The sequence below is a fragment of the Mesorhizobium sp. M0772 genome (assembly GCF_040320135.1).
Classification (GTDB): Bacteria; Pseudomonadota; Alphaproteobacteria; order Rhizobiales; family Rhizobiaceae; genus Mesorhizobium.
The window spans coordinates 12,047-35,676 of record NZ_JAMYPB010000041.1 but is presented as its reverse complement, the minus strand read 5'-3'; the positions used below and the strand labels follow the sequence as shown (position 1 = coordinate 35,676).

At 59.0% G+C, this 23,630-nt stretch carries 20 protein-coding genes; 5 read left to right on the top strand and 15 right to left on the bottom strand.

All coding sequences use genetic code 11. From position 1 onward, the window contains the following. Positions 1-8 precede the first annotated feature (8 nt). Together cysN and cysD are read right to left on the bottom strand one after the other, a co-directional pair. Positions 9-1,946: a sulfate adenylyltransferase subunit CysN gene (gene cysN / locus NKI06_RS23220; protein WP_023742691.1), complete on the bottom strand. Its 1,938-nt coding sequence runs from the start codon at positions 1,944-1,946 to the stop codon at positions 9-11. A gap of 2 nt (positions 1,947-1,948) precedes the next feature. Beyond that, entirely contained in the window at positions 1,949-2,854 is a 906-nt protein-coding gene (gene cysD, locus NKI06_RS23215; protein WP_352987357.1) for a sulfate adenylyltransferase subunit CysD, read from the bottom strand. Between the two features lie 415 nt (positions 2,855-3,269). Here cysD and NKI06_RS23210 point away from each other — a divergent pair, with 415 nt between their 5' ends. Next, positions 3,270-4,556, top strand: a complete 1,287-nt coding sequence (locus tag NKI06_RS23210) for an O-antigen ligase family protein (protein WP_352987355.1) — start codon at positions 3,270-3,272, stop codon at positions 4,554-4,556. Further along, a complete protein-coding gene (locus NKI06_RS23205; protein ID WP_023670715.1) occupies positions 4,553-5,488 on the top strand; it encodes an NAD-dependent epimerase/dehydratase family protein in 936 nt (311 codons plus the stop codon). The genes NKI06_RS23210 and NKI06_RS23205 overlap by 4 nt, the downstream gene beginning before the upstream one ends. On the opposite strand, the gene NKI06_RS23200 is transcribed toward NKI06_RS23205, so the two are convergent. From NKI06_RS23200 to NKI06_RS23190, 3 genes are all read right to left on the bottom strand, one after another. After that, on the bottom strand, positions 5,476-6,015 hold the full coding sequence (locus NKI06_RS23200; RefSeq protein WP_023670714.1) for a sugar transferase: 540 nt from the start codon (positions 6,013-6,015) through the stop codon (positions 5,476-5,478). The genes NKI06_RS23205 and NKI06_RS23200 overlap by 13 nt on opposite strands. Before the next feature lie 17 nt (positions 6,016-6,032). Next, positions 6,033-6,965 (bottom strand): glycosyltransferase family 2 protein, encoded by a 933-nt coding sequence (locus tag NKI06_RS23195; RefSeq protein WP_023670713.1) that lies wholly within the window; start codon positions 6,963-6,965, stop codon positions 6,033-6,035. A gap of 138 nt (positions 6,966-7,103) precedes the next feature. Beyond that, complete coding sequence (locus tag NKI06_RS23190) at positions 7,104-9,092, bottom strand: nucleoside-diphosphate sugar epimerase/dehydratase (RefSeq protein WP_031253480.1); 1,989 nt, start codon at positions 9,090-9,092, stop codon at positions 7,104-7,106. Between the two features lie 296 nt (positions 9,093-9,388). On the opposite strand from NKI06_RS23190, the gene NKI06_RS23185 reads away from it, so the two are divergent. Together NKI06_RS23185 and NKI06_RS23180 are read left to right on the top strand one after the other, a co-directional pair. Then, positions 9,389-9,886, top strand: a complete 498-nt coding sequence (locus NKI06_RS23185) for a class I SAM-dependent methyltransferase (RefSeq protein WP_352987353.1) — start codon at positions 9,389-9,391, stop codon at positions 9,884-9,886. A 417-nt stretch (positions 9,887-10,303) separates the two neighbouring features. Next, positions 10,304-11,008 (top strand): hypothetical protein, encoded by a 705-nt coding sequence (locus tag NKI06_RS23180; RefSeq protein ID WP_352987351.1) that lies wholly within the window; start codon positions 10,304-10,306, stop codon positions 11,006-11,008. Positions 11,009-11,014: 6 nt separating this feature from the next. On the opposite strand, the gene NKI06_RS23175 is transcribed toward NKI06_RS23180, so the two are convergent. The 10 genes from NKI06_RS23175 to NKI06_RS23130 form a co-directional block, all read right to left on the bottom strand. Next, the gene (locus NKI06_RS23175; RefSeq protein WP_352987349.1) at positions 11,015-11,992 is read right to left on the bottom strand and encodes a hypothetical protein; all 978 of its coding nucleotides are present in this window, start codon (positions 11,990-11,992) and stop codon (positions 11,015-11,017) included. Then, on the bottom strand, positions 11,982-13,406 hold the full coding sequence (locus tag NKI06_RS23170) for an ABC transporter ATP-binding protein (RefSeq protein WP_352987347.1): 1,425 nt from the start codon (positions 13,404-13,406) through the stop codon (positions 11,982-11,984). The genes NKI06_RS23175 and NKI06_RS23170 overlap by 11 nt, the downstream gene beginning before the upstream one ends. Further along, positions 13,396-14,160 carry an ABC transporter permease gene (locus NKI06_RS23165; RefSeq protein ID WP_352987377.1) on the bottom strand — a complete coding sequence of 255 codons (765 nt, stop codon included), beginning with the start codon at positions 14,158-14,160 and terminating at the stop codon, positions 13,396-13,398. The genes NKI06_RS23170 and NKI06_RS23165 overlap by 11 nt, the downstream gene beginning before the upstream one ends. 17 nt (positions 14,161-14,177) lie before the next feature. Then, positions 14,178-16,703, bottom strand: a complete 2,526-nt coding sequence (locus NKI06_RS23160) for a glycoside hydrolase family 99-like domain-containing protein (RefSeq protein WP_352987345.1) — start codon at positions 16,701-16,703, stop codon at positions 14,178-14,180. A gap of 97 nt (positions 16,704-16,800) precedes the next feature. Further along, the gene (locus NKI06_RS23155) at positions 16,801-18,363 is read right to left on the bottom strand and encodes a sulfotransferase family protein (protein WP_352987343.1); all 1,563 of its coding nucleotides are present in this window, start codon (positions 18,361-18,363) and stop codon (positions 16,801-16,803) included. Next, positions 18,276-19,184, bottom strand: a complete 909-nt coding sequence (gene rfbD, locus NKI06_RS23150) for a dTDP-4-dehydrorhamnose reductase (protein ID WP_352987341.1) — start codon at positions 19,182-19,184, stop codon at positions 18,276-18,278. The genes NKI06_RS23155 and rfbD overlap by 88 nt, the downstream gene beginning before the upstream one ends. After that, entirely contained in the window at positions 19,181-20,275 is a 1,095-nt protein-coding gene (gene rfbB / locus NKI06_RS23145) for a dTDP-glucose 4,6-dehydratase (protein WP_023725246.1), read from the bottom strand. Before rfbB ends, rfbD begins: the two co-directional genes overlap by 4 nt. A 25-nt stretch (positions 20,276-20,300) precedes the next feature. After that, complete coding sequence (gene rfbC / locus NKI06_RS23140; RefSeq protein WP_023670703.1) at positions 20,301-20,855, bottom strand: dTDP-4-dehydrorhamnose 3,5-epimerase; 555 nt, start codon at positions 20,853-20,855, stop codon at positions 20,301-20,303. A gap of 1 nt (position 20,856) precedes the next feature. Next, positions 20,857-21,738: a glucose-1-phosphate thymidylyltransferase RfbA gene (rfbA, locus tag NKI06_RS23135; protein ID WP_023698135.1), complete on the bottom strand. Its 882-nt coding sequence runs from the start codon at positions 21,736-21,738 to the stop codon at positions 20,857-20,859. Positions 21,739-22,010: 272 nt separating this feature from the next. Beyond that, a complete protein-coding gene (locus NKI06_RS23130; RefSeq protein ID WP_023703207.1) occupies positions 22,011-22,604 on the bottom strand; it encodes a biotin transporter BioY in 594 nt (197 codons plus the stop codon). A 117-nt stretch (positions 22,605-22,721) separates the two neighbouring features. Here NKI06_RS23130 and NKI06_RS23125 point away from each other — a divergent pair, with 117 nt between their 5' ends. Next, the gene (locus NKI06_RS23125; RefSeq protein WP_023692735.1) at positions 22,722-23,630 is read left to right on the top strand and encodes an MBL fold metallo-hydrolase; all 909 of its coding nucleotides are present in this window, start codon (positions 22,722-22,724) and stop codon (positions 23,628-23,630) included.

The following is a 23,630-nucleotide window of genomic DNA, read 5'->3' as shown; positions in this document are numbered from 1 at the left end:
CTTCGTCGTCAGATGCCGCCGCCGCTGTCATATTGGTCTTCGGCAATGTCGCGCTCATTCAGCCAGTGTTCCAGAGCCTCTACCATCTCCTCGGCCGTCTTGCCGAGTGTCTTGAGATGGATTTCGGGATTTTCGGGAGCTTCATACGGGGAATCGACGCCGGTGAAGTTCTTGATCTCGCCATTCAGCGCCCGTGCGTAAAGGCCTTTCGGGTCGCGTCGGGCGCATTCCTCGAACGGCGTATCGACGAACACTTCGACGAACTCGCCGTCGGCCATCAACTCCCTGGCCATGCGCCGCTCGGCGCTGAAGGGGGAAATGAAGGAGACGATGACGATCAGCCCGGCATCGGCCATCAGCTTTGCCACTTCGGCGACACGGCGGATGTTTTCGACCCGATCGGCGTCGGTGAAGCCGAGATCCCGGTTGAGGCCGTGGCGGACATTGTCGCCGTCGAGAATGTAGGTGTGGCGCCCGGAAGCGAACAGCTTCTTCTCGAGCAGGTTGGCGATGGTCGACTTGCCCGAACCGGAAAGGCCGGTGAACCAGAACACGGCGGGACGCTGGCTCTTCAAGTCGGAACGGCCGCGCTTGCCGACATCGAGCGACTGCCAGTGGATGTTTTCGGCGCGGCGCAAGGTATGCAGGATCATGCCGGCGCCGACCGTGGCATTGGTGATGCGGTCGATCAGGATGAAGGCGCCGGTATCGCGGTTGTCGGCGAAGGTGTCGAAGGCGATCGGCGCCCGGGTCGAGATATTGCAGATGCCGACTTCGTTCATCTCGAGCGACTTCGCCGCCTCGCGAGCGAAGTCGTTGACGTTGACGCGGTATTTCAGGTCGGTGACGGTGGCGCTGGTCTGGTCGGTCTCGGTGCGCAGTATATAGGAGCGTCCCGGCAGCAGCGCTGCCTCGTCGAACCAGACGATGTTGGCGGCGAACTGGTCGGCGACCTGCGGCCGTGCCGCCGGCGACACCAGCATGTTGCCTCTGGAGACCTCGACCTCGTCATCGAGCACAAGGGTGATGGCCTGGCCGGCCACCGCCTGGGCAAGATCGCCGCCTTGCGCGACGATGCGCTTGACCCGCGAGGCCTTGCCGGATTTGGCGACCACCACCTCGTCGCCCTGCGCGACGGAGCCGGACGCGATGGTGCCGGCAAAGCCGCGGAAGTCGAGATTGGGCCGGTTGACATACTGCACCGGAAACCGGAACGGCAGTTCGACCGCGGCCTCGTCGACCGATATGGTTTCGAGATGCTCGATCAGCGACGGGCCGGAATACCACGCCGTCTTGCCGGAGCGGCTGGTGACATTGTCGCCATAGCGGGCCGACATCGGGATCGGCACGATCGTCTGGAAGCCGAGCTCGTGCGAGAACTGCCGGTAATCCTCGACGATACGGTCGAACACCGCCTGGTCGAAATCGACGAGGTCGATCTTGTTGACGGCAAGCACGATATGGCGGATGCCGAGCAGCGAAGCGATGATCGAGTGGCGCCGGGTCTGGCGCAGCACACCCTGGCGCGCATCGATCAGCACGATGGCGAGATCGGCAGTCGATGCGCCGGTCGCCATGTTGCGGGTGTACTGTTCATGGCCGGGGGTGTCGGCGACGATGAACTTGCGCTTGGGCGTGGCGAAGAAGCGGTAGGCGACGTCGATGGTGATGCCTTGCTCGCGCTCGGCCTCGAGGCCGTCGACCAGAAGCGCGAAGTCGATGTCGTCGCCAGTGGTGCCGTGCTTGCGGGAATCGCGCTCGAGTGCGGCGAGCTGGTCCTCGAAGATCTGCTTTGTGTCGGACAGAAGACGGCCGATCAGCGTCGACTTGCCGTCGTCGACCGAGCCGCAGGTGAGGAAGCGCAGCAGCGACTTCTTCTCCTGCGCCGCCATGTATTCGCGCACGCCGTCGGTGGGAGCGAGGCTCTTGGCCAGGATATGGCGCATGCTCAGAAATATCCCTCGCGCTTCTTCTTTTCCATCGAGCCGGCTTCATCGCGGTCGATGAGGCGGCCCTGGCGCTCGGAGGTGCGCGCCGTCAGCATCTCGCCGACGATGGCTTCGAGCGTGTCGGCGTCGGATTCGATGGCGCCGGTCAGCGGATAACAGCCGAGCGTGCGGAAACGCACCAGACGGTTCTCCATCGTCTCACCGGGGCGCAATTGCATGCGATCGTCATCCTTCATGATCAGCATGCCGTCGCGTTCGACCACCGGCCGCTCCTTGGCGAAATAGAGCGGCACGATCGGGATGTTTTCCTGCAGAATGTACTGCCAGATATCGAGCTCGGTCCAGTTCGACAGCGGAAACACGCGGATCGATTCGCCCGGCGCGATGCGGGTGTTGAAGATCTTCCACATCTCCGGCCGCTGGTTCTTCGGGTCCCAGACATGCTCGGCGTTGCGGAAGGAAAAGATGCGCTCCTTGGCGCGCGACTTCTCCTCGTCGCGCCGAGCCCCGCCGAAGGCAGCGTCAAAGCCGTATTTGTCGAGCGCCTGGCGCAACGCCACCGTCTTCATGACATGGGTGTGGGTGTTCGAGCCATGGTCAAAGGGGTTGATACCGTCGCGCACGCCGTCTTCATTGACGTGGACCAGCAGGTCGAAGCCGAGCTTCTGCGCCATCTGGTCGCGAAAGGCGATCATCTCGCGGAACTTCCAGGTGGTGTCGACATGCAGGAAGGGGAAAGGCGGCTTGGCCGGATAGAAGGCCTTCATCGCCAGATGCATCAGCACGGAGGAATCCTTGCCGACGGAATAGAGCATCACCGGCTTGGAGAAGGAGGCCGCAACCTCACGGAAGATGTGGATGGACTCGGCCTCGAGCCGCTGCAGGTGCGTAAGCGCGATGTTCATGGACTGTGAGCGTTCTCTCGTGCAATCCAGACCTTGCATCAGATGGATCGGGCGTCCTTTTCAGCCGCCCGGTTCAAGCTTCACTGCTGGACACTATCGGTTCGTGCCGGCGTTCTAGCAGATCGCCACCTGATATAACAACGCTGGAAAGGCCGGCGGCCACACCGATCGGCAACGAATTTTCCATGAAAAGCCTAGAATCCGGAAATTCCTGCCCGACGGAGCGATAGCCTTCAAAGGCCGGGAAAAATCTTGCCTGAACCGAAAGAAATGCCGGCCCGACCTCGTCGCACTTTCGAAAACCGCATCCAGCCGCTATACCGGCTCCTGAACCTGCGCCGGGCGGCATGCCGCAAATGCCGCCGCCAAAACATCGTCCGTCGCCAAGCGACCCAGCGCATTGTGAACCAGAGCATTGACCCCGATTTCCGCCATCAAGCAGCACGTTTCGCCGTCACGGATCAACATCACCTTCTCCATCCTGTGCTTCTTTTTCCCGCCGGTGCTGGGATCGGCGGTCAGCTTTTTATTCAATGGCGGCGGCCTGTGGTCGGTGCTTCTGCTTGCGCTGAAAAGACGGCGTTTCAACATCGACCGGCCGATGACCGCGATGACGGTGGCCATCTATGCCTATTGCGCAGCCAGCGTGCTCGCCTCCATCGTCAACAATTCGATCGCCAGGGATGCGCCGCATCTGGCAGGGCTGATCACCTTCCTGTTTTTCCCTGTCTCATACGCGACCTGGAGCATTACCGAGAAAACCACGCTGACGCGCATCGTCGTGCTGGCGAGCGCCGCCGCCTGTTTTGGCGCCGTGCTGCTGGCGGTCGTGCAATATCACGGGCTGGGCATACGGGCCGAAGGCGGCGCCGGCAATCCGATCGTGTTCGCGACCGTCGCCTGCCTCAGCATGATGATGTGCCTGGCAGGCGCCTTATCGGGTGTCGAAAAGAACAGGGCGTTGCTGGCCTGCGCGACACTGGCCGGCGCGGTCGCCATTGTCTATTCGGGGTCGCGGATCATCTGGCTGGCGATGCTGGTGGCCGGCATCGCGGTCCTGCTGATCAACCGTCGCAAGCTCAACAACAGAAACGCCATTCGGCTTTTGCTGATAGCGGGCGCGATCGGCATCGTCATCGCGGTCATTGGTCTCCCCATCATTTCCGAGCGCGCGGCCTTCCTGTTCAGCGACTGGGATGCGCTCGCCACGAAGGGCGACCACACGACCGCGCTCGGCTTGCGCGCAGCACTTTGGCAGATTGGGCTGAGCGCCTTCCACGACATGCCGATTTTCGGTCACGGCATTGCTGCAAGCCGTGAGCTGATAAAGGATGGATTCCACAATCAGTTCCACATGCCGTCCACGGGCTTCAGCCATTTTCACAATGGCTTCCTGACTGCATTGGTGGAGGCCGGGCTGCTTGGAGCCGTAACGCTCGCGGCTGTGTTCTTCGTTGCCGCGAGAAACGCGGCCATCGTGCTGCGCACCAGCACGGACGCGATCGAGCGGTTCGGCGCCACGATGATTGTCGTCACTGCGATCACCTACCTCATCGGCGGCCTGACCGGCATCCTGGTCGGCCACGACATCCTCGATGCCACACTGATGGTGTTCCTGGTGTCCGGGACATATCTTGCATCGGGCCGGCAACAAATGCTGCCGGAACAACAGGCCCCGGCGCCCCAGGCAAGCCGGCCGTGAAAGTGCTGGTCACAGGCGCGACGGGTTTCATCGGCAGGCAGGTCGTCAACCAGCTGCGCGAAGCCGGGTTCGGGGTGCGCATGGCATCGCGCCACCCGGAACGGCTCGATCCCGTGAGCGATGCGGTTTTGTTGCCGGACTTCGACGCACCGGCTCAGGCATACCAGGCGCTGATGCGAGATATCACCCATGTCGTCCACTGTGCGGCGCTCAACAATGACCGCAAGGCGAGCGAAGCCGACTTCATGGCAGCCAACGCGACACTGACCGCGCAGCTGGCGCGCGCGGCCGCCTCGCGGACAAGCGGGCGCTTCATCTATCTGTCGTCGATCCGGGCAGTAGCCGGTCCCGGTTTCAGCGGAACGATCAGCGAGGCGACGCTCCCTGCCCCGCAATGCGCCTACGGGCGCTCGAAACGCGAAGGCGAGATCAAGACACTGGAAGCCTATGCGTCCAGGCCCTCCGATGCCACGGCGCTGCGCCTGCCGCCGGTCTATGGCGAAGGCATGAAGGGAAACCTGCGTGGAATGATGCGGGCTGCCGCCATTGCCTTACCATTGCCCTTAGGCGCTTTCACCGCAGTTCGTTCGCTGATATCGCGCGACGCGGTGGCTGGCGCCGTGGCGCATCTTTTGACTCGTCCCACGCCACCGCGCCCGACCTATGTCCTGGGCGATGCTTCCCCCGTTGCGATGTTCGAAATCTTGACTGCATTCAGGCACGGATACGACGTTCCGACCCGGCTCGTTCCTGTGCCGGCCTGGCCATTCAGGCTGTTCGCCACACTGCTTGGCAGAAAAGCAGCGTACGACGCTTCCATGGCGACACAGATTTGCGACCCGTCACTGCTGATCTCGGAAGGCTGGATGCCGGAAACCGACACGCTCGGCCGGATTGAGGAACTTGCACGACAGGCCCGTCAGGTCCGGTAGATTGTGCCAAGCAGGATTTTGACGTCGAGTCCGATCGAGGCCCCCCTGAGATATTCGGCATCCGTTTCGGCGCAGAGTTTCGGATCCGACATGTCGATGCCTTTCATCTGTGCCAGCCCGGTAATGCCCGGAAGTGCGGCAAGCACACCCAATTGCCTGCGGCGTTCGATCAATTCGGTTTGCGTGGGCAGGCATGGACGCGGCCCAACCAGGCTCATCTCGCCCTTGAGCACGTTCCAGAGCTGCGGCAGCTCGTCGATCTTGAATTTCCGCAGCACCTTGCCGACGGCAGTGACGGAAATTGCCGGCGCCTGATGCGAGGGCAGAGACGGCGTTCCCACAACCATCGTGCGCAGCTTGTGGCAGGCAAACGGCACCCCGTGCTGGCCGACACGGGTTTGAGAGAAGAGTGCCGGTCCAGGCGACGTCGTCCTGATTGCCAGCATGGCAAGCAGGACGAAAGGCGAGGCCAGTGGCAGCAGCAGCGCCGCCACCGCCAGGTCGAAAGCTCGCTTGGGTTCCCTCATGGCCGTGTCTGCATGCTCTAGATCCGCCGCCAGATGAAGGCCAGATAGAGCCCAAGCGTCCCAGCCAGCGTCTGCCGGTAGACGCCGCTTTTCCTGAGAAGGCGCAGGCGTCGCAGGATACCGCCCTTTCGTGCCCTGATGAACAGGCCGAGACAGGCGGCGGCATCCCTCGAGAGGATGTCGCGATTGACCGCCAGGCCGCTCAGATTGTGATCGGTCCAGACGGCGAACTCGCCCCTGAACAGGCGCCCCAGCCGCGACAGCCTCGCCTTCCACGACACGTTGGCGCCGACCAGGTTTGCCTCATGCTGGCGGTAGCGCACCAGCGGTCGCGGGTCATAGCGGACAATGCCGCCGGCAGCCGTGACGATCAGATAGGTCCACCAGTCATGGCTGACGAACTCGGTCCTTGCCGATGCCTTTGCCAGCAACTTTCGCGCGGCGCGGTTGATCATCATCGTGTTGCCGCCGGCAATGCTTTGCACAAGCGCATTGCGAAATGCGGGTGGATGCTGGAACAGCGGCGAATACCCTTGCGCTGCTCCGGTTTCGGACATGGTTGCGGTTCTGGAGCAAAACAGCAGCGGCGTTCCGGCGTCGTGCCCTTGCATCCAGGCAATGGCGCTCTCCAGCCTGTCCGGCTCCCAGATGTCGTCCTGGTCGCAGAAGGCGTAGTAGTCGGCCTCGATGCGCGGATCGATGATCATCGCGCGGAAATTGGCGGCAAAGCCTTGGCGAGGACCATTCGACAGGGTCAACCGGCCCTTGGACCAGCGGCTCTGCCAGGCGCCGATAATGGCCGAAGTGCCGTCTGTCGAACCGTCGTCGGAAACCCAGAGGTCGACAACAGGATGCGATTGCGCAGCCAGCGACGCGAGCTGCTCGTCAAGGAAAGCCGCGCCATCTTTGGTGCCCAGCAGCACGGCCACGCGCTGATCTTGTCTGCTCACTGGTTCAAAATCATCTGCAAACGCCTGGGAACGGCCATCGGATCGGTTTCAATAGCCAATCCCGGTCGATCAGGACAGGCTCTTTGTTTTGACGCAATCCCGGACGGAAAACCGCTCCACACTTTTCCTGGAATTGCTCTAACCAGCTTGCCCGACTGTTTTCGCAACGGTTTCCCGGCGTGCGTCACTTGGAGGCTCTTCCGCCTGATAGAGGCCGGCCATGACGGCGAGCGCCGAGGCCTTGTCCTGATCGCGCATGGCCGCCTGCAGCAATGTCAGCGCCGCCTGGACCTTGGGCCATCCCACGACATCGGTCCTGAGGCCGAAGATCTTGGGGATATCCAGCGCGACGATCTCCTCATTGCCGCCATGCAGCACCTCGTGAAGCTTCTCGCCCGGCCTGATCCCGGTGAAACGGATCGGAATGTCGGTGTAGGGGCTTTTGCCGGCCATGCGGATCATGGTTTCAGCGACTTCGAGGATCGGCACCGGCTTGCCCATGTCGAGCATGTAGATGGCGTAGTCGTCCTTGCCCTGGCGCCGCTCGGCGTCGGCCGCCGACATGATGACGAGGTCGACGGCTTCGGCCACCGTCATGAAGTAGCGGGTCATGCGGCGATCGGTGATGGTGACCGGACCGCCGGCCTCGATCTGCGCCTGGAAGATGGTGGCGACCGAGCCATTGGAGCCGAAGACATTGCCGAACCGCACGGCGATGAACTTGGTGCCGGAGCGACGGCCGCTGGGCCCGGTGGCGTGCGTTTCGTGCAGCGAAGAGACGATCTGCTCGGCGGCGCGTTTCGTCATACCGAGCACCGAGGTCGGATCGACCGCCTTGTCGCTGGAAATCAGCAGGAACTGCGGCACCCCGCATTTGGCGGCAACCTCGGCGCAGACGAGGGTGCCCAAAATGTTGGTCTGGATCGCCGATTCCCAATTTTCTTCGAGCAGCGGCACATGTTTGAGCGCGGCGGCATGGAAGATGATGTCGGGCTTGAAATCGCTGACGACGCGGGTGATCTGGCGCCGGTCTGTGACATCGACGATGCGGCTCTTGAGCCGGACATGGTCCTTTTCGTCAACCTGCTGGTCGAGCTGGAAAATACCGAACTCCGAGATATCGGCGACCAGAACCGCCTGCGCGCCAAGTTCCAGCGACCGCTTGACCAGGATGCGACCGATTGAGCCGGCGCCGCCGGTGACCAGGACGCGCTTGCCACCGATAAAGCCGCCGATCCGCTCCATATCGGAAGCAACTGTGGAGCGGCGCAGGATGGTTTCCATCTCGACAGCGTCGAGTACCAGCTTTCCGCCTTGGCCGAGCTCCGAAACGCCGGAGAATTGGACGACGGCGATACCGCTGTGACGGGCGACACGGACCAGTTCCGAATATTCCTCGATCTCGCGTTCGGTGCCATTGCCGAAAATCAGCATGTCGAGGCTTTTGGTGCCTCTTGCATATTCTTCGAGGACCTCGACCAGGCGGGGCCGCACGGCCACCACCGGAACGCCCTGTATCTGCGTGCCCAACGGCGCGCCGTTCTCGATGGCCATGATGCCGGCGATGGAATATTCGGCCGGCTCGGCCGTGCGTGTGAAGCGGATGATGACGTCTGCTTCGCCAAGCCTGCCGACGAACAGCGCTTGTTTGATCGCCGCATTGTTTGCGTTGCGGCTCAGGATTCGCCAGCTCGCCCCGTCGCGCAGGAACCGGTAATAGAGCCGAGGCGCCGATATGATGGTGAAGGAGACGAGGAAAAAGACGATGAACTGGCGCTCGTTGAGGCCGGTCACCGGCTGAAACGATCGAACCGCCAGCGAGACGACATAGAGCGTGACGGTCAGGATGGCGCAGCTCTTCAGGATGTTGAAGAAGTCCGGCGTGGAGGCGAAACGCCACACGGTGTTGTAGAGGCCGCAATAGCGAAACAGCATATGGCTGAGAAAAACAATACTTGCCCAGCACGCCAGGCCGGCCGTGGAGAGCGCGTCGAATGAAAGTCTCGACTGAGAAAGCCCCAGACTCAGCGCCACCGCGACCAGGACCATGACCAGATCCTGGATCATTATAATGGCGCGCCGCATCTTCGGCCGAAGTCCGGACACGACCTCTACATAGGATGTCATTGGGTAGTACTGAACTCCAGGCGCAAGGATATGGACACTAACGTGGTGCGAGAGCGACGGAAACCCGTCACCGATCACCAGTTTAGAGTGCCAATCCCCAGCCCCGCCGCTTTGTATCGCATAGCGTGGAGTCGGGGACGCCGCCAGATATTTTTTTCGTCTGTCGCATTCTCGCGCAAAGCTGTGGTGCATGACACGGCTCTCGCATTGTGGAAGAGTCGAGCGGGGCAATGCACACAGCATATGGGTGGAGAATGAATGCCGCCGTTAGGGCGGGCTAAAGCGGAGAGCTATTGATGCAGGATGCCGACTACGGGAAACGTGTTACAGGAAAACCATATCTTGGTTTTTTGGAAGACATCCACAAACAGCTGAAACCCAATACATATTTTGAGATCGGCGTTCAATTTGGCGATACTATTAAATTGGCGAGTTGTTCGACCGTTGGCGTTGATCCATTTTTCTCTTGTCAGACCAACATCATTGGCAAGAAGCCAACCTGCCAGCTATTTCAACAAACCAGCGATGCCTTTTTTGCTGAACGCGACCTCTCTCGCATCTTTGGGAAATCCGTCGATCTTGCCTTTCTGGATGGCATGCATCGGTTCGAATTCCTGCTCCGAGATTTCATAAATACAGAAAAGCATTGCGCTCCCGAATCGATCGTCGCCATGCACGACTGTTTGCCGCCGGGTGGGCCGGCGACGTATGGAAGATTGTGCCCACCCTCAAACACTACCGGCCGGAACTCTCAATTACGGTTACCGATAGCGCACCAACCGGCCTTGTGCTGATTACCGGACTCGACCCTGAAAATGATGCTCTCTCGGCAAACTACGAGAAGATCATAGCCGGTTTTCAGCCGATGGACCGCAGTGAGTTCACTCACTACTGGTCCTCAGTTTCAGTTGTCTCAACCGACTCCGTGGACCTGGGAAGGTTCCGACCTTTCAGCTAGCCCTATTGCCTCTTGAGATCGACTTGTGAAGGGAGTAGGCACGGTCACCCTTTGGCGGGCGTCCCGCGAGATGTTCAATGGCTATATATCGATTGAAGCAGCCGTAGGCATTCTTGGGGCGCGGTGCGTTTAAACCAGGACGGAGAGCCTGTACCCTCCGATGCATCGCTTGTTACCGATCGCACCGAGGCAATTTGAACCTTGCCCTCACAGCGACGTTTTCCAAGCCCGCAACATACGAGAGAAAGGTGTGATGTTTCGGATCAAGCTGCCTTTTCAGACACGTGACAGAGGGGCCGTCGACGGCATGAAGCGATTGTTGAACCATAAGGTTCATGAGCTTGCCGTCAGCCTTGTCATCGGAGTAGCTCCGGCGATTCCGGTGGGACGGAAGGATGATCTCGCGGAACATTTAGATATGGTGAGACACGAGTTCGTGGGCCGAACCGAAATCGAATATACGCATGCGGCGCTGATCGTGCTTTTACGTCGCGGCATTGCTGAAAAACGAAGTTGGAAGCGCTTCCAACAAGTGTGGGAGGAGTGTGGGCCCTTGCTGCTGCAGCGGCTGAACACCCGATGGCTGATCTCAGCCTGCGATACAATCGCCGACTTCTCTCCCGATCGAGCCGAACGCGCGCTGGCGCTTGCGGGTTCGCTCTTGATGAACACAATCAAGCTCTATGAAACCGAGATTTGGATGAAGGCCACCGAAGCTAAAGAATATGAACGCATTCCGCAGGGAGGCATGACGCTCTTTGACGGCGTGACACCCTTTATGGTTGGCGCCGGCGACATGATCGCAAATCTAAATACCAGAGTACAGTCTCTGTGCGAGAAACAAACCATAGCTTCGAACATTCTCCAAGAGATATTTCGTAGGATTCATGTCAACCCAACAGTATTCCAGCGATTTCAGGCGTTACACACCTCAGATATCACCAAGTGGAGCGTATAAACAAAGTCAACGGCGAACAAGCGAGTAGGCTCTCCATACCTCTAGTTCCCTTCGTCTGCGGTGAATGTTCGACTGGTCCAACGGATCGATCTCTCGAAAAAGACCAGCGGCGACCAAGCGTTCAGCATAGCTGATGTTGGTCTGTCTAAATGCCAGCTTGGTTTCGGTTGGCGATGCAAGGCAGGAGAACAATTCACCATTTAATACGCGCTTTATTGCTCCCGACAGTCCAGCGGCATCACCCCTTTGATAGTGGGTAACATCAGCAGGAAGTTCCAAGAGGTCGAAAAGGCTAGTGAACTTGGAAGAGTATCCTATCAACCCGACCTGTCGACCCGACAGGAGCCCCCAATAGGCGACATGATACGAATTTGTTACAATCTTTCCGGTCAAAGCGAACTTGGACCGAAATTCAGGTTCCGACATAGAATTAGTGCCAACTATCGCATTCGGCTCGATAGTCGAAAGGACATCCAAGACCGCCTGCCCGCTTGCGGCCGGATTCTGGTTGAGGAAAACGCCCAGCGCCGTCCCTGGCAAGATATCGACGATATCTCCCATCACGCTGGCGCAGGGTACGAGTGTAGAATTGGATACCGCCAGAGCACGATCGCGAGAGCCAAAAAAAGAAAAATCCGTTGGAATTGAGGAAGAGAGTTCTCCGAACCCGTTCAAGGGTTGGATACTCTGGCCAACCCCCCAAGCGACTTTTCGGTCCGACTCAACCAAGGAACTTGCATAAGCTCCGAAATCGTTGAACGCGCCACCACCCAGAATGAGAATTCGAGAGAACCCGCTTTCTGAAGGTGAGTGACATTTGAAGTCGAAATAGTGGCGCGGGCTGGAAAGATAGTCGCCGATATTAAACGTCGAAGGCCACGCATGCACAAACGACAGCGTCGCTCCCCCGCAATGCATTGAAATGGCCGGAAATTGAGCCTGGATCCCCTCCGAAGACATGGACGCGCCTAGCTCATCGGTCAACAGTGACCACCATAGAGAGATCTACGAGCCCTGCCGCCAATGTTTCGTCCTCCTCTATCACTCTGAAAGCGATGGCGTCGATAATTCGGTGGAGAGGCACCTCATCAACCTCTGGCAATCCGCGGACCTGACACGTGACAAAATAGTGACCAGGAAGCAGTAGGCTAGTGAACTCAAATCTTGATCTTAGAGATGAACCAGCCTGCGCCAGTTCGACCCGAGACGCCCTGCATTTGGCACCTGCGACATGGAACCCGGTTGTGGTTGTTATGCCGATGCCGAACCCCACCCGAGTAGCGTCGGTTGAAAAATCGGTCCAATATTCTATGAAGTATCTTCTGCCGAGCCTCAGCACATTCACCTGCTCGCCGCTCACAGTGAGTATGCGAACGTCGCGAATGCGTGCGCCTCTCTCTTCTTGATAGGCAGTTGACTTGGAAACGAGTGAAGGATCGAAGCCATCCGCAGATTCCAATTGTTTGGAGAGCGCTTCGCTGTGCTTAATTTCGTTTGTGGGCGCCTGTGAATTTTCGACAACAACTTCATCTTCGGATTCTGATCTCAGCCAAGGCAATTCGATTGGGATGGTGGGAGATATCGTTGCATCCCTCATAGCCACAATTTGCGCCCGGATTTCCGCCGCGCCCTCCGCACTGGCATTTACCAGCCGCTGATATTGGCCTGTCACCGTCTTTGGGCGGCCGGTCAACATTATTTCACCCGCGTCGAGCAATACGGCACGATCACAAAGTTGGACGATGGTCTGAGCGGCGTGGCTGACGAACAGAATCGTACCGCCACGTTCCCTGATCTGCTCGATTCGCGCGAAACATTTACGGGAGAACGCCTCGTCACCCACCGACAGCGCCTCATCGACCACCAGAATATCCGGATCGACATTAATGGCGACGGCGAACGCCAACCGAACATACATACCCGAAGAATAGGTCTTTACAGGTTGCTCGATAAAGTCTCCGATATCGGCAAAGGAGGCGATGGAGTCAAAGCGATTGTCCATCTCGGCACGGCTGAGGCCAAGGATGGATGCGTTGAGATAGGCATTTTCGCGACCGGTGAAATCGGGGTTGAACCCCGCGCCCAGTTCCAGCAACGCCGCTACGCGGCCATTGACGGTAACCGAACCAGTGGTGGGCTGCAGTGTTCCGCAGATAATCTGCAGAAGCGTCGATTTTCCCGAACCGTTGCGTCCGATGATGCCGACGGTCTCGCCTCGCCGGACGTCCAAAGAAATATTGGTCAATGCAGCGAAGTCACGGAAGTAGCGCCGAGGCAGTTGCCTCACCAGCCGCTGCAGTCGCGGCACCACCATCTGTTTCAGCCGGTCTTCAGGCCGGTTGAACATCAGATGGTGCTTGGATACAGCCTTCACCGAGATGGCGATTTCAGAGGACATCTGCGAAGCCCTTGCGCGTGGCTCGGAAGAACAAAAACCCAAGGCCGGCAATGACCGCTGCCGTCACGGTATAAAAAGCCAACGCGTGCAAGTTCGGCAGTTCACCAAAAATCAGGACCCTGCGGGCCTGTTCAACGGGAATCGAGATGGGATTCAATACCAGCCACGGTCGCACGGCCGCAGGCAGCGCCTCAGCCGGCACAAAAATCGGAGACAGGAACATGAGCGCGCTGACGATCGGGTTCAGTACCTGGCCGATATCGCGAAAATACACACCAACAGCGGCAAGGAACCACGACAAACCAAGGAGGAGGAGGATAAATGGAGCCACAACGACTGGCAGAAGCGGCGCCGTCAAGGGAATCGACCCCTGCGAAATCACAAGGAAGATGAGCATGACCAAAAAACTGACCATCATGTGAAACAACGCCGCTGCAAGCGCCACTACCGGTAGCACTTCAAGCGGGAAAACAATCTTCTTCACGTAGCTAACATTCGCCAGCACAAGCGTAGGAGCCCTTGTCAGCACCTCGGAGAAGGTTTGAAAGAAGATCAGGCCAACGAACAATATGATCGCGAACTGGGCTGTCGGCTGCCCCTCGCCTCCCCCTGCCCAACGCATCCGCAGAACCGTACCGAACATGAATGTGTAAACTGCGAGCATAAGCAGCGGGGTCAATAGCGACCACAAGATGCCAAGCATCGACCCTCGGTATCGTCCAGTCACTTCCCGACGCGTAAGGCTGATGATCACGTCAAGATAGTTAACAGTCACAGTTCGACAACCTTAAGAAGGGCGCGGACACGTTGGACCAAAGTGTCTGTGTCGACTTGGGACGTTACGTGACGCTGGGTCAAATGAGGCTGGCCCGGAAATGGGCTTTCAACCATCTGCGAACGGCAGACCACCACTTCGTAGTCGAGTGAAAATAGCGCGCAGGTGCGCGATAGCCACATCTCGGTAATGCCGAGATCGTTCCAGTAGCCGACCCAATCGTCGGGCGTCAAATCGACCAGCTTGGTGCCGGGTTGGCACCAGATTATGTTGGCGAAAGCTGACCCATGCGCGCCAACAATCACCTTGGCGTTTCGAAACAATTCCATTTGATCGACATATGGTAGTTTCGATGGGTCGATTGCAGTGAAGCCCAAAGCCTCCAGCGCCGAGATTACCTCGGGTTCGTTGTCAATGAACCGGTTGGAATAGGTGTTGCCCCGATCCCGTGCAAGGTAGATCAACTGTGGGGTTTCGGAAGCGGTCGGCAACGCCGGTTGCAGAGCATACTGTGCCAGAGAGTCCGGGTTGGGGTAATATGTCGTCCCAGTCGTGAGACTATTGCAGACCATGGCAGAGCGGAATCGAAATGGCGTATGCGGCAGAATTAGAAAATGATGGGGTAGAAAACCCCAAGTCGCCAAGATACCGCGCACCCACAATGGCGCATCATTTGGCAGCACTACCTTAAGGCGATTCTCCTTGATTTCGTTCTCCCAGAACAAAATCTGTGGAATAGCGTCGAATATCACGTGACCAAACGCAAAACTGGAGTGAAGCGGGAGTAACACATCTTCATCAATGAATTTGAATTCATTGGATAGCAACATATACTTCCCACCCTCTTCGTCCAGATAATCCAGAAGATTGAGGTCTTGATAGACATATCGGTAGACGATAATTGACTCTTCTATAATCGCTCCACCTTGCGTAATAACGCCGATGGCGCGGGAGTGCGCTACGCAATTTAGAAAGCGTCCAAATTGAAATGGTACGGCGTTAAAAGACTTCTCTGCAAAAAGTTCCTTTAGTCGATCCAGCTTAGTGGCTCCGTAGCCCGCAGTAACCTCGACGCTTTTGCTCGTGACGGCCCTACCTGGATAGGCCGTTAAAATAGCGTCGTTCTTCGACGCAAACAACTCGCCCCTCGTTTGAACTTGTCGGGCCGCTCGAGCAAGGGCGACGCTCTGCAAGACCAATGGAAATGTGGCAGTGGGCGCCGAGGAGCTGTTCAGAAACGGCGATCGACGCCACAGTGATCGGATTGGTCGGGCGGCGGCGCGAGCAGCCCGGAAGCCACATCTGGCAACCCAGTATGCCACTGGCGCGTTAGCCAGCATCCCTTGAATCTTTAACTTGGTCGCAGCGAAGCGCTGCACGGGCGAATCTGCTTTCCATATCGCACCGCTTGAGACCGCAAGGGAAGTTCCTGCGTCTGTCCGGAAAGGATGCCGGTCAAAAACATCGTCAAGAACGGACTTGCTTTCCTTGACCCGCAGAGTCGCATCCAGGAAGGCACGCCCGAACTTCCTATCCGGCTCTAGGTGACAGCCCTCGGCCCATTCGTTCCATGCATTTATAAAAACAAGCCGTTCGTTTGGAGCGCGCTCGACCATAGTACGGGACGTCGCCGCCCTCAACCAACGCTCATAGTTATCAGGGGTGGCAGCAAGCATTGCGACCGCGCGGTCGCCAATTCGGGCAGTGTTGTCCCATGACGGGACTACGGTCCGATAAATCTTCTTATCGCGATAATCGCGACCGAGATAGGTGCCGGCCACATCTGCATAATCTACGAACATACCTCTGAAGGAATCAAAGGTCGTCACTTCACGGTTGATGTTTTCGACCACCATGTTGTGCGGGGGGAACTCCACTCCAGCATCGAACCCGAGTGCCTCATAATCGAGATTGCCATGCGTTAACGCGGCAACAAGGTGGATTTCTCCGATCCCGATCTTCCGGCAATGCTTACGCCATCTTTCTACAGCTTGGGCGGGGTTAGCAAGCTGCTGCGGCCTATAGACAAGCAAGATTGGTCGTCCGTCGACGCGAAGGTATCGGTCATCTCGGAAGAAGGGGATCACACTTTCGATAAAGCTGATTTCATAACCCGGCTCATAATTCTGCGAAATCAGCATATGCTGCTCCGCACCATCCCAGCGCCGTGTCCAGTTCTCGTTCGCCCAGGATAAGCAGAAGGGCATACGAGCGGACTCGTCAGCAAGGTAGGCATCGACCGGCTTGTCCAACAGCCGCTTACCGCTGAACCAATAATAGTGAAAACAGAACGCATCGACACCATACTGCTGGGCAAGCGCTATCTGCTCGTGTTGCGTTTCCCGTACACGAAGATCGTAGAATCCAAGTTCTGTGGGGAGATGCGGCTGATAGTGGCCATCAAACAATGGCGTCGCCTTGGTAACATTGGTCCATTCTGTAAAACCCTTGCCCCACCAGGCATCATTCTCTGGGAAAGGATAGAACTGAGGCAGATAGAACGCCAGATACGTCGGTTTCATCAAGAAATTCCAAACATTTACATCTACATTCATTTTCGCACCGCAATCGAAGTTATGCGGCTAAAATTTCGATCGGGAACACCTATGCACCTACATTTCAATTGTAATTTTTAATCCGCACTCTCAAGTAAGACCAAATTCTAGATGGCAGTGTATATAAATTCCAAAAAAAACTTTTGTGGATCTTTTCCAGCTCAATATAAATGTCTGAAATGTCTTTTTGTTTTTTTTCCACTTCCTTTGTCGCCATCAGTAAATATTCTTTAATTTCTATTATCTCATTTTCTTTTTCTGCGACTTTATCTTGACTGCAGGCAAGGGCAATTTCCAGCTGTTGACGCTCATGCTGGACTACAGCTTGAGCCGAAACACTTGCTGAAACACTTGCTGCTCGCTCTTGCTCTAGTAACGCTCGTAGATGCTTTTCCGTCTTGCGATGCTTGCTCGCTGCGGCTCGCTCATTCGTCAGCTGCTTACGCATGCTGTCTTCGCGTGATTGGGACTCGAGTTTATGCTGCTCTAGCGCTTGCCCGGATGCAGCGATCTCGGCTGCGCTCTGTGCTTTGACATTCTGCATGTCGTTTTCGGCGGCTGCCAGAGCAGCATTGAGAGCGTAGCGAGCAGGATAGACCGCATCACCGAACGTGGTGGAGACCGTGTCGAATGCTTGTCTCACACGATCCAGTATCTTGCGCGGTTGCGGGCTGTTTGGGTCACTTTCAAGCGATCGCAGTGCGGCATAGCTGTCTTTCACCCAGCCCCCGACCGTTGTGCTTGCATCAAGTTCATCCAGACTCGCTTGATGGTGCTGACTGGCGGATGAGATGAAAGCATCGATATCTGATCCAGCCTCGTCAAAGGAGCGCGGCCAATTCAGCGAAAGTGCCTTGCCGATCTCTTGCAGGCAGGGCCGCCAGTCATCAACCAATGCTTCATACGAGACAAGAGCTCTGCGATCGCGCCGACTAGCCTGCTCTGCATCCAGGACGTGACGAAGCCACAACAGTGTTCCGAACTCTTGGTTTGAACCATCACGCTTTTCCAGCGACGCGGCAACAGCCAGGGGATTGCGGAACACGAGGACGTAACGGACATCTATATGTAACGATTTCAAGATGCCGGCGTATATGTCGGCGAAGCGAACAATCCGTGGTTCTTTAATGATGAATACGGGCGCAGAGCCGTATTCTTCGCCAATGATCCGGGCGATTTCTGCTCGATAAAATTTTTTGCGCTCATCCGACAGCTTTCTTTCGTCGAAGGGCCGCCAGTCATCCCAACTGCTGCCAGCCTCAGCGAGCATTTTCTCGTCGATAGCATTGAGGCTCGTCGGCTCCCAATAGCCACTGGCATTGCTGTCGTCAGGATTGATAACCCGGTGCGGAAGCGCCGCGCCCAAGAGGCTGATGACCCTGGTCAGCGCGCTCGTGCCCGAGCGGTGCATGCCGAGCACCATGATGCAGATACGCTTGGCGGGTTTGGCAGCCTTGGCGCGCTTCTTCGGCGTCGGGTGATCGATCTCCTGCGCGTCGGACGTCGCATCGTGCAATTGGTCAGGTGACGGATGCTTGTTCATGCACTCAATGCCTGCCTTGCCTTGCCCCTCGCCAGCCTGCGCACCACCTTTTCCGCCGACTCCTGCCACACCGGCGCCGTCCATTCAAACGCCTCCGCGAACTTTTCGCTCGACAGCCGTGAATTGGCCGGACGCCGTGCCTTGGTCGGATAATCCGCTGTCGCGATGTCGCGCACCCGCGCTGTAGGCCCGCCGTATCGCGCGCTTGTGTCGAGTATATGACGGGCAAAGCCGCTCCAGTTGATCCCCCCGGTGCCGGCCAGATGATAGATGCCGTAACCGTCAAACGCCTCGTCGCCGCGCAACACCGCCGCCGCATGCAGGATCGAGTCGGCAATATCAAGTGCGGATGTCGGATTTCCCCATTGGTCGGCGACCACGGCGATCTCGTCGCGGTCGCCGGCCAGCCGCAGCATGGTTTTCACGAAATTCTTGCCGAACGGGCTGTAGACCCAGGCGGTGCGCAGGATCAGATGGCGCGGATTGACGGCGGCCACGGCCAGCTCGCCGGCAAGCTTGGAGGCGCCGTAGACGCCGAGCGGTGCGGTGGCGTCGGTCTCGACATAGGCGCCGTCCTTGGTGCCATCGAAGACGTAGTCGGTCGACAGATGGATTACGGGCACGCCGAGCTTCGCGGCCGCCTCGGCGACCTTGCCGGCGCCGACGGCGTTCACAGCGAAGGCAAGATCGGGCTCGTCCTCGGCCTGGTCGACGGCGGTGTAGGCGGCAGCCGACACCACGATATCCGGCCGCGCTGCCGCGAGTGCGTCGAACACCGTATCGGGCCGCGCCAGATCGAGCACTGGGCGGCCGAGGGTGACGACCTCGATGCCATCGCGCCTCTGCCCGGCCTCCAGCAGGCTGGCAGCGACCTGACCGTCGCGTCCGGTGACAACCAGCCTCACGCCGCGCCCTTCCTGCCTTCAACCTGGCCGCGCGACCGGACTTGCCCCAGCCGCTCGCCGGCGTAGCGCTGCTCGCGGATCGGTCCCCACCACCATTTGTTGTCGAGGAACCAGTCGACGGTCCTTGCAAGGCCGCTGTCGAAACTCTCCGCCGGCGCCCAACCGAGATCCCGGCCGATCTTGGAGGCATCGATTGCATAGCGGCGGTCGTGGCCGGGCCGATCGGTGACGAAGCTGATCAAATCGCGGTAGCTCCTGCCGCCGCTGCGCGGACGCCTGATGTCGAGCAGGCCGCAAATCGTCTCGACGACGCCAAGGTTGGTACGCTCGGAATTGCCGCCGACATTGTAACTTTCGCCGGGCTGGCCCTTTGTGGCGACCAGTTCCAGAGCACGGGCGTGATCCTCGACGAACAGCCAGTCGCGCACATTGGCGCCAGCGCCGTAGACCGGCAGCGGCTTTTCGTCGAGCGCGTTGAGGATGACCAGCGGGATCAGCTTTTCGGGGAAGTGATAAGGCCCGTAATTGTTCGAACAGTTGGAGAGCACGACCGGCAGGCCGTACGTCTCGTACCAGGCCCGCACCAGATGGTCGGATGCGGCCTTGGAGGCGGAATAGGGCGAGGATGGCGCGTAAGGCGTCTCCTCCACGAACATGCCGCCATCGAAGGGCAGATCGCCGAACACCTCGTCGGTCGAGACATGGTGGAAGCGGAAGCGCGCCTTCCTGTCCTCGTCAAGGCCGCGCCAATATTCGAGCGCCGAATTCAGCACCCGGTAGGTACCGACGATGTTGGTCTCGATGAAGGCGCCGGGTCCGTCGATCGAGCGGTCGACATGGCTTTCGGCGGCGAGGTTCATGACGACGTCGATCTCGTCGCGGTGGAGGATGTCGAGAACCGCCCGCTCGTCACAGATGTCGGCCTGCGCAAATTTGTAGTTGTGTGCATTCTCGATGGTGCGCAGCGAGGCCAGATTGCCGGCATAGGTGAGCTTGTCGAGATTGGTCACATGGTAGGCCGGATTGGCGCACAAATGCCGGCACACGGCCGAGCCGATGAAGCCGGCACCGCCTGTCACCAGAAAATTCATGGCGCTCTCCTCACATCGTCGCGCGTCATGCGAACACCTCGGCCTCAGCAAGCGCCGACGCCTTGAGGTCCTTGGCCGAGAGCTCGAAGGCGCCGGCCGGCGACGGCCAATCGATGCCGATATCAGGATCGTCGAAACGGATCGATCGATCATGCGCCGGCGAATAGGTGTCGGTGACCTTATACAGAACCTCGGTGTCCGGCACGAGCGTGACGAAACCGTGCGCGAAACCCTTCGGCACGAGGATCTGGTTGCCTCTCTCGGCCGATATTTCGAGCGCGACCCATTTTCCGAAGGTTTTCGAGCTGCGGCGGATGTCGACCGCCACGTCGAGAATGCGGCCTCTGATTACGCGCAGCAGCTTGTCCTGCGCGTGTGGAGGCAGTTGATAGTGAAGCCCCCGCACGACACCTGCGGCAGCCGAATAGGAATGATTGTCCTGGACGAAACGCAGATCGATGCCGGCCTCGGCAAAGGCCTCGGCATTCCAGGTTTCGATGAAATAACCGCGCGCATCGCCGTGCCGCTTCGGCACGATTTCCAGCACGCCGTCCAAACCGAGCTGCCTGACTTCCAGCACCCTATGTCTCCGTCAGCTCGGTGACACGCCGGCGCAGATAGGCGGCGTATTCGTTCTTGCCCAGGCGCGTGGCGCGCTCAAGCACCTTGTCGGCGGTCAGCCAGCCCTGCTCGAAAGCGATTTCTTCAGGACAGGCGACCTTGATCCCCTGGCGGTGCTCGATCGTGCGCACGAAGGAAGAGGCTTCATGCAGGCTGTCATGCGTGCCGGTGTCGAGCCAGGCATAGCCGCGGCCGAGCTGATGCACATGCAATTTCCCGCGCTCGAGATAGACGTTGTTGACCGCCGTGATCTCGAGTTCGCCGCGCGCCGAGGGCTTGATCGTCGACGCGATGTCGACGACCTCATTGTCGTAGAAATAGAGGCCGGTGACCGCCCAGTTGGACTTCGGCTCCCGCGGCTTCTCCTCGATCGTCAAAGCCGTGCCGCTGAGCTTGTCGAACGACACCACGCCGTAGCGCTGCGGGTCCTCGACATGGTAGGCGAACACCGACGCGCCGCTTTGGCGCTGCGCAGCAGTGCGGCAGAGCTGCGACAGGCCCTCGCCGAAATAGATGTTGTCGCCGAGAATCATTGACACATTATCCTTGCCGATGAAGTCGCGGCCGATGATGAAGGCCTCGGCAAGCCCGTTGGGCTGCGCCTGCTCGGCATAGGAGAATTCGACCCCGAATTCCGAACCGTCGCCCAGCAACTCCCGAAACACCGGCAAGTCGCGAGGTGTCGAAATGATCAAAATCTGGCGGATACCGGCGAGCATCAAGACGCTCAGCGGATAAAAAATCATCGGCTTGTCGTATATCGGCAGAATCTGCTTAGAGATCGCTAATGTAAGGGGATACAGACGCGTCCCGCTGCCTCCTGCAAGGATTATTCCCTTCAACAAGCTCTCCTTGAATTACCGGCCCCCGCCTCGAAATCAAGTTGCCCGTGCTTAGGTTTCGCGCAATGGCTTGTCAATTCAATCTCGGCCGTGGATCGGCGCCAGAATTACTCTGCATCTGCCGCCTCGCGGCAATTTGACCGACCAGGCACAAGCTGACGGTGCAAATGGGCGTGGCGATTTGGCAACCGGCTTGCACCATCGGCTGGCGGACGCGTGACAACAAAAAGCCGGCGGGCCTTGGACCCGCCGGCTCATTCATTTGTCCGGTTTCAGGGCTGCTTGGGCAGCAGCGACCATACCGCCGGCACCAGGCTGGCGGCGAGCGCAACCTTGATCAGGTCGCCGAGGACGAACGGCAAAACGCCGAACTGCCACGCCTTTTCCGCGCCGATGAGGGTGGCCAGCCAGGCAAAGCCCATGGCCATCATGACGATTTCGGCGACCAGCATGGCGTTGAACAACTTGATCGGGTGGCGGTCCCAGCCGCGGTCGGCGGCCCAGCCGACAATGGCCGCCATGACGACGAAGCCGGCGAGATAACCGCCGGTGCCGCCGATCATGTAGGCGATGCCGATGCCCTTTTCAGGCGTGCTTTGGAAGACCGGGAAGCCCATGGCGCCTTCGGCCATGTAGAGAAGCAGGGTAGCGACGCCAAGCCGCAGGCCAAATGCAGTGGCGATCAGCAGGACGGCCAGCGTCTGCAGCGAGATGTCGACCGGCCCGAGCACGACTTTCGTCTTGGCCGACAGGGTCAAAAGCAGCGTTCCGGCGATCGCCAGCAAAAGCTGGGTTGCCAGGCGCTGCGCGCCCTCCTGGGGCAAAGCGAGAGAAACAAGCGGGCGCATCGTCGTTGCAAGTGCCATGGTCTTCCCCAATCCGGATTGCCGCAGATCGCGGCCTTGCGTTTTTCTATATTGGCTTCCGTGTTATGCGGCAATCAGTTTTGCCGTCTTCCTGAACAGAGATTCAACGACACCGCCATGGCGCTCAAATTCGACACCAGCTTCGATCCGGCATATGGCGAGGGCGTCACCGTTGCGCCGGACGTCTTGCGCGTCACCGCCAAAAACCCCAGCCCGTTCACCTTTCACGGCACCAACAGCTACATCGTCGGGCGCGATACGCTGGCGGTGATCGATCCCGGCCCCGATGACGAGGCGCATTTCCAGACGCTGCTCAAGGTGATCGCAAACCGGCCGGTCAGCCATATCTTCGTCAGCCACACGCATCGCGACCATTCTCCGCTGGCCGCCCGGCTGAAAGCGCACACCGGCGCTATTGTACTGGCCGAAGGCCCGCACCGCCCGGCAAGGCCGCTGCGGATCGGCGAGATCAACCCGCTCGACGCCAGCGCCGACACGGTTTTCGTCCCGGAGATCGCGTTGCCCGACAATGCGCTGGTCGAGGGCGATGACTGGACGATCCGGACGGTGCTGACGCCGGGCCACACCGCCAATCACGCGGCATTTGCGCTCGAAGGCACCGGCATCCTGTTTTCAGCCGACCATGTGATGGCGTGGGCGACATCGATCGTGGCGCCGCCGGACGGAGCGATGGCCGACTACATGGCCTCGCTCGACAGGCTGATCGCGCGCGGCGATCGCCTGCTGCTGCCCGGCCATGGCGGCCCGGTGACCGCGCCGCGCAGCTTCATGCGCGGCCTCAAGACCCATCGCAAGATGCGCGAACGGGCGATCCTCGAACGGATCCGCGACAGCGACCGGACGATCCCGGACATGGTCAAGGCTATCTACCGGGACACCGACCCGCGCCTGCATGGCGCCGCCGGCCTGTCGGTGCTTGCCCATCTCGAGGACCTGGTGGCGCGCGGCCTGGTTGCTACCCAGGGTGACCCGGCCATCGACGGCGTTTTTGTGCCGGTGGGGTAG

What these genes read in the sequence shown, in the direction of transcription:
- NKI06_RS23125 (WP_023692735.1), top strand. Translation starts at nt 22,722, where the DNA reads ATGGCGCTCAAATTCGACACCAGCTTCGATCCGGCATATGGCGAGGGC.
- NKI06_RS23200 (WP_023670714.1), bottom strand. Translation starts at nt 6,015, where the DNA reads ATGAGGGAACCCAAGCGAGCTTTCGACCTGGCGGTGGCGGCGCTGCTG.
- NKI06_RS23160 (WP_352987345.1), bottom strand. Translation starts at nt 16,703, where the DNA reads ATGAAACCGACGTATCTGGCGTTCTATCTGCCTCAGTTCTATCCTTTC.
- NKI06_RS23190 (WP_031253480.1), bottom strand. Translation starts at nt 9,092, where the DNA reads ATGACATCCTATGTAGAGGTCGTGTCCGGACTTCGGCCGAAGATGCGG.
- NKI06_RS23155 (WP_352987343.1), bottom strand. Translation starts at nt 18,363, where the DNA reads ATGGACGGCGCCGGTGTGGCAGGAGTCGGCGGAAAAGGTGGTGCGCAG.
- NKI06_RS23130 (WP_023703207.1), bottom strand. Translation starts at nt 22,604, where the DNA reads ATGGCACTTGCAACGACGATGCGCCCGCTTGTTTCTCTCGCTTTGCCC.
- NKI06_RS23170 (WP_352987347.1), bottom strand. Translation starts at nt 13,406, where the DNA reads ATGTCCTCTGAAATCGCCATCTCGGTGAAGGCTGTATCCAAGCACCAT.
- cysD (WP_352987357.1), bottom strand. Translation starts at nt 2,854, where the DNA reads ATGAACATCGCGCTTACGCACCTGCAGCGGCTCGAGGCCGAGTCCATC.
- rfbB (WP_023725246.1), bottom strand. Translation starts at nt 20,275, where the DNA reads ATGAATTTTCTGGTGACAGGCGGTGCCGGCTTCATCGGCTCGGCCGTG.
- cysN (WP_023742691.1), bottom strand. Translation starts at nt 1,946, where the DNA reads ATGCGCCATATCCTGGCCAAGAGCCTCGCTCCCACCGACGGCGTGCGC.
- NKI06_RS23180 (WP_352987351.1), top strand. Translation starts at nt 10,304, where the DNA reads ATGTTTCGGATCAAGCTGCCTTTTCAGACACGTGACAGAGGGGCCGTC.
- NKI06_RS23185 (WP_352987353.1), top strand. Translation starts at nt 9,389, where the DNA reads ATGCAGGATGCCGACTACGGGAAACGTGTTACAGGAAAACCATATCTT.